The organism is Mycobacterium sp. (assembly GCF_040509115.1).
GTDB lineage: Bacteria > Actinomycetota > Actinomycetes > Mycobacteriales > Mycobacteriaceae > Mycobacterium.
The window spans coordinates 1-13,161 of record NZ_JBEVLO010000408.1; the positions used below are offsets into that span (position 1 = coordinate 1).

Genomic DNA, 13,161 nt, shown 5'->3' on the forward strand with positions numbered 1-13,161 from the left:
GCGTTGCAGCCAGCAAAGACGGCCCCCGCAAACACCGGGGTCCAGCGTTTGCCTAGGCCGTGTCCTGCTACTTAAACTACTCCAGACAACCCTTTTCTATGTCGACCGGAAGTTTGCCATGGTGACACGGAACCCCGACAGCCGCGCTCCCATCCGAACGCGTCGCTGCGAAAGTTGCGGGTCGCCATTCGCCAAGGTCATCAGCTCATACGACGCGGGTGCGCCCAGTTCCCCGTGCCGATACTGCGGGCACCGCAGCACCGACGTACGGACGTCGTGGCGGTTCGCCACCGTGCACTTGAGGCTCGTCTTCGACGGGATGCCGCTGGTGGTCCTGCAACGAATCAAGCCCGCCCTGGGCTCCGCCAGCGACGCCAGGACCATCGAAAGCCTGAAGTCGGCCATCGCACCGATATCCCCGCCGCTCGAATCCTGGATCGGCCTGCACGACGACCGGAACGTGGCGTGGGTCCACGCCACGGTGTCCACCGTCGTCGACGTGCTCCAGGCGCTCTCCTCGACCTCGACGATGCATGCCACCTCCGAGCAGGTGCATGCCACCGTCGTCAACGTCATCGAGGGCCGCCTCGATCGCCTGCCGCTTCCTCAGGGAAGCCCGTGCTTCTGCGACCGCGGCAGGCAATACGCGGACTGCCACGGCCGACCTAGCGCGCCGGCACGTCAACGCCGAACGCCGCGAAGCCGGACGCCGTAGGCAGCTTCGACAGCAGAACGTCGACGCCATCTGGCTCGATGGCGTCGACGATCACTCCAAGACGGTTCCCGCGGTGCAGGCGGGATCGACTCGTTAAGAGTCCTTGCGCTTCGCCTTCTCGGCGTCGGCCAGACTCTCGACGGCGTCGGCGTTGGCACGCTTGCTCTGTGCCTCGGCGCGCTTTTCCGCCGCGTCGTCGCGCTGCGCGTCGGCGACCTTCAGCTTGGTCTTCTCGGCCGCGTCGATCCTGTTCTTGGCGGCCAGCTTCTGCGATTCCGCGGCGTTCGCCTTCCGGTTGGCCTCCTCTTCGGCCTGCTCCTTCACCGCGCTGGCGCGCTTGGCCGCGGTGTCGGCGGCGTCGGCCTTGCGCTGAGCGGCGGCATCGCGGGCCTTCTGCTCGTCGCGCTGCTTCTGCTCGCGGGCGTTCTCCTCCGCGGCGGCGGCGTCGTCCTTGGCCTGGCGCAGCTCGGCGGTGGCCGCCTCAGCCTCTGCGGACGCCTCGGCGTCGAGCTTGGCCGCCCGGGTCAGGTTGGCGCTTCGCTCGGCGAGCTTGTTGCCCCGACGGGCGATGTCGTCGTCCTTCAGGACGGCGCCCGCGACGGCGTCGAGGACACCGAGGGAGCGCTCGTAGAACAGCCGCGCAGGCGCCTCAGCGTCCATGCGGGACACGAAGCGATCCTCGACGAGCTGCAACGGGGTCCTAGCGATGCGGTACTGCAGGCGCAGGATCGCGATCGGAATTTCGGTGATGGTCATGGTCAGATCCCCTCGGTGCTCTGGGCTTCGCGCCTCAGCTTGTCGGCTTCGGCCTTCTTCGCCGCGGCGTCAGCCGTCGTGTCCGCGTAGTCGACGATGGCGTCGGCGTGCTGGTCGGACGCCTCGTCGAGGGCCGCTTCCTTCTTGGCCTCGGCCAGTGCCACGTCGCGCTGCTTGCCTGCCTCGGCCTGGCGCTGCGCGGCCGTGATGTCACGCTGGGCGGCCTGCTCGGCTGCCCTCTTCTGCTCGGCCTTCTGCTCGTCGATGGTGTGCTCCACCGCGGCGGTCTGTGCCTCAACGGCGCCGCGCTTCGCGGCCCCGTCGAGCTGAGCCTCCCTGGCCACCTCGGCGGCCTGCTCGGCCTCGGCGTCGGCGACGGCCTGGGCCGCGTTCGCCTCCTTGCGCTCGCTGGCCTGCGTCTGTTCGAGCTGGCCTTCGGCGGTCAGCGAGTCGTTCCCGGTGAGCGCACCGGCCACTTCCTTCGCCTTGCCCTTGACGGAATCGATCAGGCCCTTGCGGGCTTCACCGGCCTTGTCGTCAGTCATGTATGTCTCCTTTGCGTCGCTGCTCCACATACCTGGTGAGCGACGTTCCAAACCCAAGAGTGGCGAGGGCCACCCCGGTCCCGTGGGGTCAGGACGACCCGACGGTGGGCGGGTAGGGCAGGCCGTCACGACCGGGCGCCACCGATGAGGCGACGAGGCCAACCGCGAACGCCGTCAGGTGGCCCACCTCGGTATACGTCGGTCGCGCCGCCGCGTTGACCGCCAACGCCGTCAGACCCGCCGCCTGGCACCGCGTCCGCCACCTTCGCTCGACGTAACCCGTCAACGTGCCCGCCACCCCGAGCACGAAATAGCTCACCCCGACGTCGCGGGCATCGACCAACCGTCGCGGCGCCCTGCCCCTGCGAATCCGCCAGCCCAGGTGCTCCTGGCCGACGTACGTCGCGACGACGTGCGCCACCAGCCCGACGAGAAGCCACCGCCACCACCGCAGCCGCCGCTCGGCCGGAGCCACCACCCCGACGAACAGCGGCACGTACGGCCACCATCTGCGATCGTCGAGCCAGAACAGACTGGCCACCAACACCCGCAGCGGTTCGGTCCGCAGCCGCCGCAGGTTGGTCGAATGGCGGCGCTGGATCCGCCGCGACCCCCGCCACCCCGCCGAACGCTGCCGCCGCGTCGTGACGAACAGGACCGCCAGCCAGGCGAAGGTCAACGGTGCGCTGGCAACGTCACGAACCAGCTTCTCCATGGCGCCACGGTAGACCGAGCTGCCAGGAGTGGATCAGGGCGACGACGAGAAGCTAGCCGCCCGCCCCGTTGATGGCCGGCTCGTCGATCAGCCCCATCTCCACGCCCCAGGTGGCGGCGATGGTCTGGTACTCGCCCGTCGCCATCAGGTGTGCCAGCGCCTGCTTCAACGGCTCCGCCAGCCCCGAGTCCTTGGCCACCGGCCAGCCGTACGGGGCGGAGTCCATGACGGGACCGGTGGTCTCCAGCTCGCCTGCGCTGAGCTTCACCGCGAAGCCCGTCACGGGCGAGTCCGCCGACATCGCGTCCACTTCCCCGGCGATCAGCGCCTTCGTCAGATCGTCCTGGCGGGTGTAGACCACCATGTCGATCGGTGACAGCCCCGCCCCAACGCACGCATCACTCTTCGCCGGAATCTCCGAACTCTGTTGCAAACCGCCTTGCGCCACACCGACTCTCAGTCCGCATGCTGCGCCGGGATCGGCCGTCGTGCCCGTCCTGCGCGCCCACAGATTGCCCGCCTCGTAGTACGTCACGAAGTCGACGAGCTGCTCGCGCTCAGCGGTGTCGGTGAACGACGACGCCCCGACGTTGAAGCTGGCCCCCTGCACCGAAGGGATGATGCTCTCGAACGCCGTCTCCCGGTAGTCCGGCCGCAGGCCCAGCGTCCGCGCCACCGCGTTCATCAGGTCCACGTCGAAGCCGACGATCGTCCCCGACGAATCCTTGAACTCGTTGGGCGCATAGGGCACGTTGATGCCGATCACCAGCCGCCCGGACTCCCGGACGTTCGCAGGCACCGTCGCCGCGATCGACGCCACCGCGCCCGCGGGCAGGTTCGGATCCGGCGGCGCCGTGCTGTCCGCGACGGCGGCCTGCCGAGGGTCACCGTCGGTCCCGCCGCGCCACTGCCAGACCGCGAACGTCCCCAATCCGGCGCCCAGCACCACCGCCACGGTGACCGCGACCACCCGGCGCGAGAGGTGCGGCCGTCGTACCGCAGGCAGCCGGCCTGCCGAATGCCTGCCCGACCCGGTCGAGCGCACCGGCGCGTTCAGCGCGCTACGGGCGGCTGCCGCCAGCTCCGCCGCGGTCTGATACCGCTTCGCGGGTTTCTTGGCCATGCCCCTGGCGATCACGGGGTCGAAGGCCGCGAGCTTCGGATCGAACGCCGACGGTTTGGGCGGCGCGGTCACCATGTGCCCGGCGATCTGCTGCTCGAGGCTGTCCGCCGGATAGGGCCGCGACCCGGTCAGGCTCTCGTACAGCACACACGTCAGTGCGTAGATGTCCGACCGCGGATCGCTCGACCCCCCGTCGAACCGCTCCGGCGCCATGTACGCCAACGTGCCCAGAGTGCTGCCCGCGGTCGTCATGCCCTCGTCGCCGGCGGTGCGCGCCAGCCCGAAGTCGATCAGGTACGCGAACTCACTCGCGGTGATCAGGATGTTCGACGGTTTGACGTCGCGGTGAATCAAGCCCGTCGCGTGCGCGGCGTCCAGTGCCGTCGCGACCTGCTCCACCACCTTGACGGCCAGCGCCTTGTCGATCGGCTTCTCACGCTTGGCCAGGATGTCGCCCAACGTGCGGCCCTCGATGAGCCGCATGTCCAGGTACAGCCTGCCGTCGATCTCGCCGTAGCCGTGGATCGGGACCACGTGCGGATCGCTCAGGCTGGCCGCGGCCTGCGACTCCCGGCGGAACCGCTGCTGGAAGACCTCGTCCTCGGCCATGTGGTGCGGCAGCACCTTGAGCGCGATGACCCGATCGGTTCTGGTGTCGTAGGCGCGGTACACCTCGCCCATGCCGCCACGGCCCAACAGCTCTTGCAGCTGATAGTGCCCGAATGGCGTTCCGTCCACCGTCTACTCCCTGGCCACCGCCCACCCCGCGTGACAGTGTCGATAGAAGCTACCGCACAGTTGCGGAATACGTCTTCGACCGGGCAAGGACCAGGGAGCCGACGGAGTCAGGTGATGCTCAGCGCACCTTCTCGGGAATCGAGTTCAGCACGTGGAGAACCTCGATGGCCAACAGGTTCGCGGCCTCGTCGTCGAGCTTGGAATGAGCGATGATCGTCGTCTTGACGAGATTCAGACGGTTCTCGTAGGGGGTGCGGAGCGTCGTGGGCGAAGCCATCGTGTTGTCCTTTGCAGCCGAGCATGTGCGCTCGGAACCGAGCTGCTCGATATCCATGACACTACGCTGCTCATGATCACTGCGGATCCACACGGACGTGCGGGTATTCCGACTCCCGATGCTGAAACGCCAGGATGTCCGGGTTGGCGATGACGCCGTCGCGGATCTCGATCGCGCGGCGCACCGTCTCGTCGTCGTCCCACTCCTCCGGACCGCCGAGAATCGTTGGGAGATAGGGGATCAACGCCTCGCTGATCTCCCACGTCGCGGCGTTCCACAGATAGGACGGGCTGTGGTCGACGGCGTAGTAGGTCATGTTGTCACCGACGATGAACGTCGGTTCCTCGAACGACGTCGGGAGCGCCCAGCTGAAACCCATTCCCGCATCGCAGGATACGTCGATGAACAGACTCCCCGGCCGGAAGGCCTTCAAGTCCGCCTCGGCCAGGAACACCAGCGGCGCGTTGGGATCCTGTAGCACGCAGTTGACGACGACGTCGTGCTCGGCCAGGAAACCGGCCAGCGGCACCCGGCCATCGTCGGTCAGCGCGAAGCTCGATCCGTCGTCGTCGGACTCGAATTGCACGATCTCGGCGGAGTGGATCGGCGAGGCCACCTCGGCGACGTTGCGGTTGGTCAGGATGTCGATGTCGTGGATGCCGACCGCGTTCAGCCCCGTCACCGCACCACGCGCCGTGGCACCGAAGCCGATGACCGCCGCGCGAAGACGCCTACCGTAGGTGCCCGTCGAGCCGATGATCTCCAGCGCGTGAAAGACCGAGCAGTATCCGGCCATCTCGTTGTTCTTGTGGAAGACATGCAGTTTGAAGGAGCCGTCCTTGCGCCAGAGGTTCATCGCCTCGAACGCGATGAGGGTGAGGCGGCGGTCGATCGCCTGCTGCGTCAGCGCCTCGTCCTGCACGCAGTGCGGCCAGCCCCACAGCACCTGCCCGTCACGCAACTCCGCCAGGTCGTCGGCGTCGGGCTTGGTCAACAGGATGACGTCGCACTCGGCGATCAGCTCCGCCCGCGACCGGATCCCCGCCACCGACCGCGACAGCTTCTTGTCGGAGATGCCGAAGTGCTCGCCGTACCCACGCTCCAGGTAGATGCGGCTGAGCACGTCCTCGTCGACCCGGTCAAGATGCTCCGGGTGAATCGGGAGGCGATGCTCGTTCTCCTTGTGCGTGAGCGCGATGATGCCGAGGCTGAGGTTGCTCAAGTGGGCTCCGAGGGGTTGGGGGTCGTGGGGCGGTCAGGCCTGCGAGCAGGAGATCGAGTCCGCGGTCGAGTTCGGCGGCGCCGTCGTACCCGTCCAACTCCTTGGCCAGCGACCCCACGTGCGGACATTCGTCCAGCGGGGCAGGCTCGGGGGCGTCGCCGCGGCGTCCGACCGTCTCCTGCAACTCGGTCAGGACGTGACCTTGGAGGAAGCTGAAGACGACGCGGTAGACGTGAAGAGCGGCGACGACGTCGAACCCCGACAGCGTCAGAAGGGTCAGCACGTCCTCCAGCGGCCTCAGCATCGCGACCGGGCGCTTGCCCAACGGCGTCGCCGCCGGACGAGTCACGATCAGCGGCACCACGTTTGGATGTTCCAGCGCCAGCCGCCGGAACGCGTGGGCCACCACCCGCAGCTGGGCCTGCCAGTCCGGATCGGTGACGTCGACCATCAACTCGCCGAACACGATCTCCGGGATGCCGTCGAGCAGTGCCGACTTGCTCGGCACGTGCCGGTAGATCACCGCGGGATCCCGACCGACCAGTCCGCTGAGGCGACGCATGGACAGGCCGTCGACGCCGTCCTGGTCGACGATCGTCAGGGCGCACCGCAGGATGACCGACCGGCTGACCCCACCCCCGTCGGGGGGCGACGGCGCGGCCGTCGGCATCGACACCGTCGGCGTTTTCGTCATCGTCGAGAATGCTAACCGGCCCACTGGCGCCAGGTGTCAACATTGTTGACACCCGATCGAAATCCGCGTTCACTGGACCTGTCGCCACATAGCGTCCGCGACGAAGACCGTCAGGAGGCCCGCATCTCCGCCAACACGATGATGATGATCGCCGTCGCCGTCTTCGCGGCCGTCGCCCTTGCCGGTTCGGTCGCCTTCTGGGGCCGACGGATGCGGAGCGAGCGCCGCCTCTACGCGGGCACCAGCCTTCTCGACGAGGCCGTCGAGGACGCCAGACTGGTCCAGCAGCATGACCGGATCGTCGACGAGCTCGCCGCGAAAGCCGAAGCAGCCGAGCCGAAACCAGGCATGCGGGGCGACGTCGCCCGCTGAGCGTTCAGCGGATCGACACCAGCTGATCGATCGAGTCGAAGGGCAGCTGCCCGTCGACCACCGCCGTCACCGACATCGAGTTCAGCACGATCGCGCCCTTGTGGTTGGCCAGGAACGCGGTGTCCGACGCGTCGCGCCCGGTGGCGATGCGCACCAGGCTCTGCCGCGGCGCCAGCAGCGTGCCGTCGACCACACGCCACGCCCCGTCGACGTAGGCCTCCGCGACGGCGTGGAAGTCCATCGGGTACAGCCCAGGCGCGTAGACCGCTACCAGCCGCGCCGGGACGTTGACCGCGCGCAGCATCGCCACCACCAAGTGCGCGAAGTCACGGCACACGCCCGCACCGGCGAGGAGAGTGTCGACGGCGCCATCGATGGGATCACTGGAGCCCGGGACGTAGTTCAGTCGGCCGCCCACCCACGACGACACCTTCTCCAGCAGCGCGGCCGAGTCGAGGTACTGGCTGAACTCCGTGGCCGCGAAACCATAGAACTTGTCGGCCTCGGCGTACCGGCTGGGCCGCAGATACATCGACAGGTCGTAGTCGGTCACCGGCGCCGGATCGGTCTGCCCGACGATCGTCGCCGAATAGGCCACCTGCACGTTGCCGACCGGGGCATCGAAGACGTGAATCCGGTTGCCGTGCGCGCCGCTGATCTCCTTGGGGTGCACCACGTTGCCGTCCAAGGTGAACGACAGCGCCTCCCACACCTCGGTGTTCGGATGCGGCGCGATCGCGATCTGGAACTCCAGCGTCGTCGGTGCGGTGACGTCGACGTCGAGCTGGCAGGCGACGTCGCGCTTGAGCGTCATGTCGCCACGGTCGAGAAGCGTTGCGCGTTCTGCAGAGTCGACAGCACGGCAAGCGTGGCGGCCGCCCCCTGGTTGGGGTCGATCCCATCGGCGTGCTGGCCGTCGAAACCCCCGCCGGTCACGGGGTCCCACATCGCCGCACCGGCGTCGTTGGCGCCCTCGAACCAGGCGACCGCGGCACGCACCCCGTCCGGCCACGCCGGGCTGGCGTCCACGGTGGCGGCGCGGGCACAGGCATCGGCCAGCTCGGCCACCTGACCCGGCTGACGCTCGAATGCCTGCCGCTGCCCGTCGTGGGCCACCAGCCACGTGAGCAGGTCGAGGCCCTGCTGGCACAGCTTCGGTCGGTCCAGTGCAGTGCCAACGGCGATCATGGCCTCGGCCACGACCGGAGTCGCGTCACTGGGTTGTGGCTCAGCCGGGGGCGAGGTGGCGTCGTCGGGTTCGGTGACGGCGTCGGCGTAGGCGGCGAGGAGCATGCGGGCCTCGAGGTGATCGGGCTCGACGCCGACGATCTCGGCGGCACCCAACGCGGCGAACGCCATCGCCCTCGGCGAAGGTGACCGCACCTTCGCGGCCCGCTCGAACTGGATGACGGCAACCCGGCGGACCAGCCCGACGCTACTGTGCGCGGCGGCGGTGCCCAGCGCCCACAGGCACCGGCCCCACCACTCGTCCGCGGTCGGTTGGTCGAGCCAGTTTCCGTTGGCGTCCATCCGGTTTCGGCAGGTTCCCGCATACGATTGCGCCTCGTTCAGGAACCGCACGGCCAGGCCGGCCAGACCCTTCACGCTGCCGTCGGGGTCGGGCTGGCGGGTGGCGACGACGAGAACCTGCGCCATGTCGTCGGTGCAGTAGCCGCCACTGCGTTGCGGTTCGGCGAGCAGCGCGTGTTCGACGGTCCCGCGTCGGTCGGAGAGCCGCAGGAGGTGGTCGAAGACGGGCCGCGGCGTCATACCAGTGCCGAGCGCTCGGTGAGGAGGCGGCCAACCATGGTCACGTACGCGGCGGCGGCCACCTTCCACGCCAGGGTCGGCGCCAGGCGTCGCGCCTCGGCGGCCATGTCGCCGGTCAGCCGGGGGTCGGTCAGCATCCGCCGCAACGCGAACGCCAACGCCTCGGGATCGTCGTGGTCGACCACGACGCCCGCCCCGCTGCCCAGGAGTTCCACGGCGTGCGGGAATGCGGTGGCGACGACGGGACGGCCCGCCGCCAGCGCGTCGACCAGCACGCCGGAGTTGACCTGCTCGGTGGAGTCATACGGCAGCACCACGGCGGCCGAGGTCTGGATCAGGGCAGACAGCGACGCCGTGCTGCGGTAGATGCTGTCGAAGTGCACCGCGCTGGCAACGCCGGTGCTGCGGGCGCGTTCGATGCAGGCCTCGCGGTACGCCTCACCGTCGGTGGCCAGCACCTTCGGGTGGGTCGCGCCTGCGACGAGGTAGCGCGGCTGGCCGCGGAGCTCCTTAAGCGTGCCCATCGCGTCGATGACACGCTCGACGCCCTTGCCAGGCCCCATCAGGCCCCAGGTCAGCAGGGTAGGTCGGCCCGCCCGCTTCAGCGGGGCGACGGTCGGCAGCGTCGCGCCCCGTCCGATGGTGTGCACCGTGTGCTGGTCGAGCGCGTACTGGTCGCGGAGGCGCTCGTTGGCGGCCTCGGACATCACGACGATGCGATCCGCTCGCGCGGTCAATCGCATCATGACCGAACGTTGTTCTGCGGTAGGCACTTTGGGCACGTCGTGGACGACGACGATGGTCGGCACCCGCAGCCCGTCGACGACACCGAGCAATTCGTCGCCGTAGACGTCGACGCCGTGCTGGACGATCGCGACGTCGCGCTCGTTGAGCAGTTCGGCGCAGGCGGCCGCGGACGCGGGCGACCCGCCGACGAGCTCGCCGATGACGGCCGGGCTGGTCGCTTCCGCGCCGTCGGCCACGCGGATCACGCCGACGTCGCAGTTCTTGGCGGACAGACCGTCCGCGAGCCCGACACTGAAGGTGGCGAGGCCGCAGGGTGTCGGCGGGAAGGTGGTGAGGATTCCGATGCTGGGTGGTGAAACGCGTCGCGGCGCGACATGACCTGCGAAGGACGGAAAACGGGTTGGGTAGGTCAAGGTGGTCCCGACGGGCGGATGTCACCGGAGTGCCCGGCGTGAGCGGCGGCTCGTAGAGAGCAGCGGCGGACAGCTGCGTCAATCCCGGACTGGTTGGGTTCCCAACGTCCTTGAGGTTACCACCCCAAGGGGTGCCTCAGCTGGTCGACGAATACCGTTCGAGCTGCTAGACGGGTTTCTTGCGGGCCTGCGCGCGTCGCACGGCCTCCTCGACGACCAGCGCGGCAACGTCGGCGAGCTTGCGGTGATCGGCCTGGCTCATCGCCTGCAGTTGCGCGAACGCGTCGGCGCCGCTGCGCCCGGTACGGGCCCGGATGATGCCGATCGCCTGGTCGATGGTGGGCCTGGTGGACAGCGCCGCCCGCAGCTGAGCGTTGAGCGTGAGCGCCTCGGCCAGCGCCTGCGCATTGTGCACCGCGACGGCCGCCGGCGTGGCGAACAGTTCCCCGAGCTCCTCGGCATGCCCGTCGAAGGCGTCCTTGGCGTAGGCGTAGACGCCGATCGCCCCGACGACGCGGTCGGGCAGCAGCAACGGCAGCGCCAGCACGCTGTGCACGCCCATCCGGCCGACCCGGGGCCCGAACCTGGGCCACATCTTCTCCCCGCCCAGCGAGCCCGACCGCACGGCGCGACCGTCCCGCACCGCGGTGATGCACGGTCCCTCGTCGAGGATCGCGTATTGAATCTCGTCGATGGCCTCGACGAACGACGCACTGGCCGCGCGGGCTGCCACGCCCGTCTCCGTGTCGCCGGACCGCAGCAGCGTGACGGCGGCCCCGTCGGCGCCGGGGATCGCGCGCACCGTGAAGGCGGCCACCTGGGTGAGCAACTCGGGGAGCTCGAGGCTGCCCGCGAGCAGACCGGCCAGGTCGTCGAGGCCCGCCCGCAGGTCCGCGGCGTCGGCGCTGAACTGCGCGGACTCGTCTTCGGAGATGGACTCCGACATCGGGATACCTGTCAGCCGGGTGGTGCAGCGAGGAGCCTCGAGCCTATGCCCGGGACCGCCGAGCGAAGTGGCGGGGCATGGTTCATGGCGAATCATCTTGGCGCGGAGTGTCTCCGCTGCACGGTCGCGAAGGCTGCGGGCGCGTATGGTTCGGAGATCGGGACCACCCAGGCCCCCAATGCAAAGGGCCAGTGATGTCTGACAAATCCCCAAGGTCGTCCATGTCCAAGAAGGCAGGCAAGTCCCTCAAGGAGAAACGCGCCGACAAGCGCTCGAAGGCCGATCAGCCGTCGGCGATCGAGACGACGATGCACAAGAAGCGCTGACCGTTCGGCCTGCACGCACCGTCTGCCACGTGGAGCGGGCTCTGATCAGCCGTTCCAGGGGCAGTACGCCCCGATGCTGGCACCCACGATGAAGCCGGTGTCCTCCAGCTCGAGGCCCGAGTTGTTGCTCAACTCAAGGGCCACGTCGGTGGTCGAGGCACCATCGTCGAGCAGACTGCAGACGTCGTGCCCGGTGGAGATCGCATACGAGTCGGACGGGTACGTGATGAGCTGGCCGTCGAGGGCGCCCAGGTAGGCGTCGTCGGCAGGCGATGCCGAAGCGATGGCTGGCGCCAGCAGCGTCGCGCCGACGGCTGCTGCGGACACGGCGGCAACGGCCAGTGCGCGGTTGATCTTCTTCATCGGTAGTCCCCCATGTTCTGTTCAGATGGATCTGCCCCGTGGCGAAACATCGGCAGCGAACCGCCCCCCAATCGCCTCGGGAGGATAGGAGCATACGACGCCGATCTCGTCCACGCGCAGCAACTGACAGTTAATTTTCGGCGAACGCACGGGCAGTTCCCACGATGTTTCGCATCGGCTCGCCGTCCCGTCCCGATACTCATGTCTGGCAAGGGATTTGAACGCCGTCCCCTCAGCAACCCGCGCCGGGACGCTCAGATCGCGACGCCGCCCCGCTTGACGAGTTGCTTGGCGATGACGCCCTTCAGGATCTCGTTGGTCCCCTCGCCGACGATCATCAGGGGCGCATCGCGGAAGTACCGCTCCACGTCGTACTCGGTGGAGTATCCGTATCCACCGTGCACGCGCACCGCGTCCATGGCGATCTGCATCGCGGTCTCCGAGCAGAACAGCTTGGCCATTCCCGCTTCCATGTCGCAGCGCTCACCGGAATCGAATTTCTCTGCCGCAGAGAGCAACAGCGCTCGGGACGCCGCCAGCTTGGTGCCCATGTCGGCGAGCATGTTGCCCACCGCCTGGTGCTGCCAGATCGGCTTGCCGAAGCTCTCGCGGTCCTGCGCGTAGGACAGGGCGTCGTCGAACGCCGCGCGCGCCACCCCGGTGGCCCTGGCCGCGACCTGAAGGCGGCCCACCTCGAGACCCTTCATCATCTGGGCGAAGCCTCGACCCTCGGTGGTGCCGAGGAGCGCCGTGGTCGGTACCCGGCAGTCGGTGAAGTTCAGTTCGCAGGCCTCCACCCCCTTGTAGCCGAGCTTGGGCAGGTCCTTGGAGATGGTGAGCCCAGGGACCTTCTCCACCAACAGGATCGACACCCCGCTGTGTGCGGGCTCCGCATTCGGGTTTGTCTTGCACAGCAGCGCGATCAGATCGGAACGACGGGCATTCGAGATCCACGTCTTGGAGCCGTTGATGGCGTACCCATCCTCGCCATCGCGACGGGCGGTGGTGCGCATGGCCTGCAGGTCCGATCCGCCGCCTGGCTCGGTGAGCGCCATCGTGGCGCGCAGCTCACCGGTCGCCATTCGGGGTAGGTACTTCTCCTTCTGGTCCTCGGTGCCGAACAACAGCAGGAGCTTCGACACCACGGTGTGGCCGCCCATCGCACCGGCCAGGCTCATCCAGCCACGCGCCAGTTCCTCGGTGACCCGGACGTAGCAGGGCATCGACACCGCGCCGTACCCGTAGGGCTCGGGGATGGCCAGGCCGTAGATGCCCATCTCCTTCATCGTCTCGATGAGCTCTTCTGGATAGGTGTTGGCGTGCTCCAACTCCCGGGCGACCGACCTCACCTGCTTTTCGACGAAGTCGTGGACGGTCTTGATGATGGCTTCTTCTTCAGGCGCGAGTTCTTCAGCCGCGAGCTTCATGTGGATCTCCGT

At 68.4% G+C, this 13,161-nt stretch carries 15 protein-coding genes; 2 read left to right on the forward strand and 13 right to left on the reverse strand.

Annotated elements, in window-relative coordinates; translation table 11 throughout:
- Window positions 1-292: 292 nt before the first annotated feature.
- Window positions 293-715: an SEC-C metal-binding domain-containing protein gene (locus ABW137_RS28160; RefSeq protein ID WP_526404910.1), complete on the forward strand. Its 423-nt coding sequence runs from the start codon at window positions 293-295 to the stop codon at window positions 713-715.
- A 93-nt stretch (window positions 716-808) separates the two neighbouring features.
- On the opposite strand, the gene ABW137_RS28165 is transcribed toward ABW137_RS28160, so the two are convergent.
- From ABW137_RS28165 to ABW137_RS28195, 7 genes are all read right to left on the reverse strand, one after another.
- Window positions 809-1,471, reverse strand: a complete 663-nt coding sequence (locus tag ABW137_RS28165; protein WP_526404912.1) for an IF2 family translation initiation factor — start codon at window positions 1,469-1,471, stop codon at window positions 809-811.
- Window positions 1,472-1,473: 2 nt separating this feature from the next.
- The gene (locus ABW137_RS28170) at window positions 1,474-2,016 is read right to left on the reverse strand and encodes a CsbD family protein (protein WP_526404914.1); all 543 of its coding nucleotides are present in this window, start codon (window positions 2,014-2,016) and stop codon (window positions 1,474-1,476) included.
- 88 nt (window positions 2,017-2,104) lie between these two features.
- Complete coding sequence (locus tag ABW137_RS28175; protein WP_526404916.1) at window positions 2,105-2,731, reverse strand: rhomboid-like protein; 627 nt, start codon at window positions 2,729-2,731, stop codon at window positions 2,105-2,107.
- A 52-nt stretch (window positions 2,732-2,783) separates the two neighbouring features.
- Window positions 2,784-4,592 (reverse strand): serine/threonine protein kinase StpK7, encoded by a 1,809-nt coding sequence (gene stpK7 / locus ABW137_RS28180; protein ID WP_526404918.1) that lies wholly within the window; start codon window positions 4,590-4,592, stop codon window positions 2,784-2,786.
- Window positions 4,593-4,710: 118 nt separating this feature from the next.
- Window positions 4,711-4,869 carry a DUF6307 family protein gene (locus ABW137_RS28185; RefSeq protein ID WP_526404920.1) on the reverse strand — a complete coding sequence of 53 codons (159 nt, stop codon included), beginning with the start codon at window positions 4,867-4,869 and terminating at the stop codon, window positions 4,711-4,713.
- 76 nt (window positions 4,870-4,945) lie between these two features.
- Window positions 4,946-6,091: a N(5)-(carboxyethyl)ornithine synthase gene (locus ABW137_RS28190; RefSeq protein WP_526404922.1), complete on the reverse strand. Its 1,146-nt coding sequence runs from the start codon at window positions 6,089-6,091 to the stop codon at window positions 4,946-4,948.
- Window positions 6,009-6,785, reverse strand: a complete 777-nt coding sequence (locus ABW137_RS28195) for a TetR/AcrR family transcriptional regulator (protein WP_526404924.1) — start codon at window positions 6,783-6,785, stop codon at window positions 6,009-6,011. The genes ABW137_RS28190 and ABW137_RS28195 overlap by 83 nt, the downstream gene beginning before the upstream one ends.
- Window positions 6,786-6,830: 45 nt before the next feature.
- Between ABW137_RS28195 and ABW137_RS28200 the strand changes: the two genes are divergently transcribed.
- Window positions 6,831-7,157 (forward strand): hypothetical protein, encoded by a 327-nt coding sequence (locus tag ABW137_RS28200; protein WP_526404926.1) that lies wholly within the window; start codon window positions 6,831-6,833, stop codon window positions 7,155-7,157.
- Between the two features lie 4 nt (window positions 7,158-7,161).
- On the opposite strand, the gene ABW137_RS28205 is transcribed toward ABW137_RS28200, so the two are convergent.
- The 6 genes from ABW137_RS28205 to ABW137_RS28230 all read right to left on the reverse strand — a co-directional run bounded on the left by ABW137_RS28205 (window position 7,162) and on the right by ABW137_RS28230 (window position 13,149).
- Window positions 7,162-7,971, reverse strand: a complete 810-nt coding sequence (locus ABW137_RS28205) for a transglutaminase-like domain-containing protein (RefSeq protein WP_526404928.1) — start codon at window positions 7,969-7,971, stop codon at window positions 7,162-7,164.
- Window positions 7,968-8,927, reverse strand: a complete 960-nt coding sequence (locus ABW137_RS28210) for a glycosyltransferase (RefSeq protein ID WP_526404930.1) — start codon at window positions 8,925-8,927, stop codon at window positions 7,968-7,970. The genes ABW137_RS28205 and ABW137_RS28210 overlap by 4 nt, the downstream gene beginning before the upstream one ends.
- Window positions 8,924-10,087, reverse strand: coding sequence for a glycosyltransferase (locus ABW137_RS28215; protein ID WP_526404932.1), 1,164 nt, complete (start codon window positions 10,085-10,087; stop codon window positions 8,924-8,926). The genes ABW137_RS28210 and ABW137_RS28215 overlap by 4 nt, the downstream gene beginning before the upstream one ends.
- A gap of 166 nt (window positions 10,088-10,253) precedes the next feature.
- On the reverse strand, window positions 10,254-11,033 hold the full coding sequence (locus ABW137_RS28220) for a GAF domain-containing protein (RefSeq protein ID WP_526404934.1): 780 nt from the start codon (window positions 11,031-11,033) through the stop codon (window positions 10,254-10,256).
- 371 nt (window positions 11,034-11,404) lie between these two features.
- The gene (locus ABW137_RS28225; protein ID WP_526404936.1) at window positions 11,405-11,722 is read right to left on the reverse strand and encodes a DUF732 domain-containing protein; all 318 of its coding nucleotides are present in this window, start codon (window positions 11,720-11,722) and stop codon (window positions 11,405-11,407) included.
- A gap of 254 nt (window positions 11,723-11,976) precedes the next feature.
- Window positions 11,977-13,149: an acyl-CoA dehydrogenase family protein gene (locus ABW137_RS28230; protein WP_526404938.1), complete on the reverse strand. Its 1,173-nt coding sequence runs from the start codon at window positions 13,147-13,149 to the stop codon at window positions 11,977-11,979.
- Between the last annotated feature and the right edge of the window lie 12 nt (window positions 13,150-13,161).

Bases quoted from the DNA above. Each gene is read 5' to 3' on its own strand.
- ABW137_RS28165 (WP_526404912.1), bottom strand. From the start codon at position 1,471: ATGACCATCACCGAAATTCCGATCGCGATCCTGCGCCTGCAGTACCGC.
- ABW137_RS28170 (WP_526404914.1), bottom strand. From the start codon at position 2,016: ATGACTGACGACAAGGCCGGTGAAGCCCGCAAGGGCCTGATCGATTCC.
- ABW137_RS28175 (WP_526404916.1), bottom strand. From the start codon at position 2,731: ATGGAGAAGCTGGTTCGTGACGTTGCCAGCGCACCGTTGACCTTCGCC.
- ABW137_RS28185 (WP_526404920.1), bottom strand. From the start codon at position 4,869: ATGGCTTCGCCCACGACGCTCCGCACCCCCTACGAGAACCGTCTGAAT.
- ABW137_RS28195 (WP_526404924.1), bottom strand. From the start codon at position 6,785: ATGACGAAAACGCCGACGGTGTCGATGCCGACGGCCGCGCCGTCGCCC.
- ABW137_RS28205 (WP_526404928.1), bottom strand. From the start codon at position 7,971: ATGACGCTCAAGCGCGACGTCGCCTGCCAGCTCGACGTCGACGTCACC.
- ABW137_RS28210 (WP_526404930.1), bottom strand. From the start codon at position 8,927: ATGACGCCGCGGCCCGTCTTCGACCACCTCCTGCGGCTCTCCGACCGA.
- ABW137_RS28220 (WP_526404934.1), bottom strand. From the start codon at position 11,033: ATGTCGGAGTCCATCTCCGAAGACGAGTCCGCGCAGTTCAGCGCCGAC.
- ABW137_RS28225 (WP_526404936.1), bottom strand. From the start codon at position 11,722: ATGAAGAAGATCAACCGCGCACTGGCCGTTGCCGCCGTGTCCGCAGCA.
- ABW137_RS28230 (WP_526404938.1), bottom strand. From the start codon at position 13,149: ATGAAGCTCGCGGCTGAAGAACTCGCGCCTGAAGAAGAAGCCATCATC.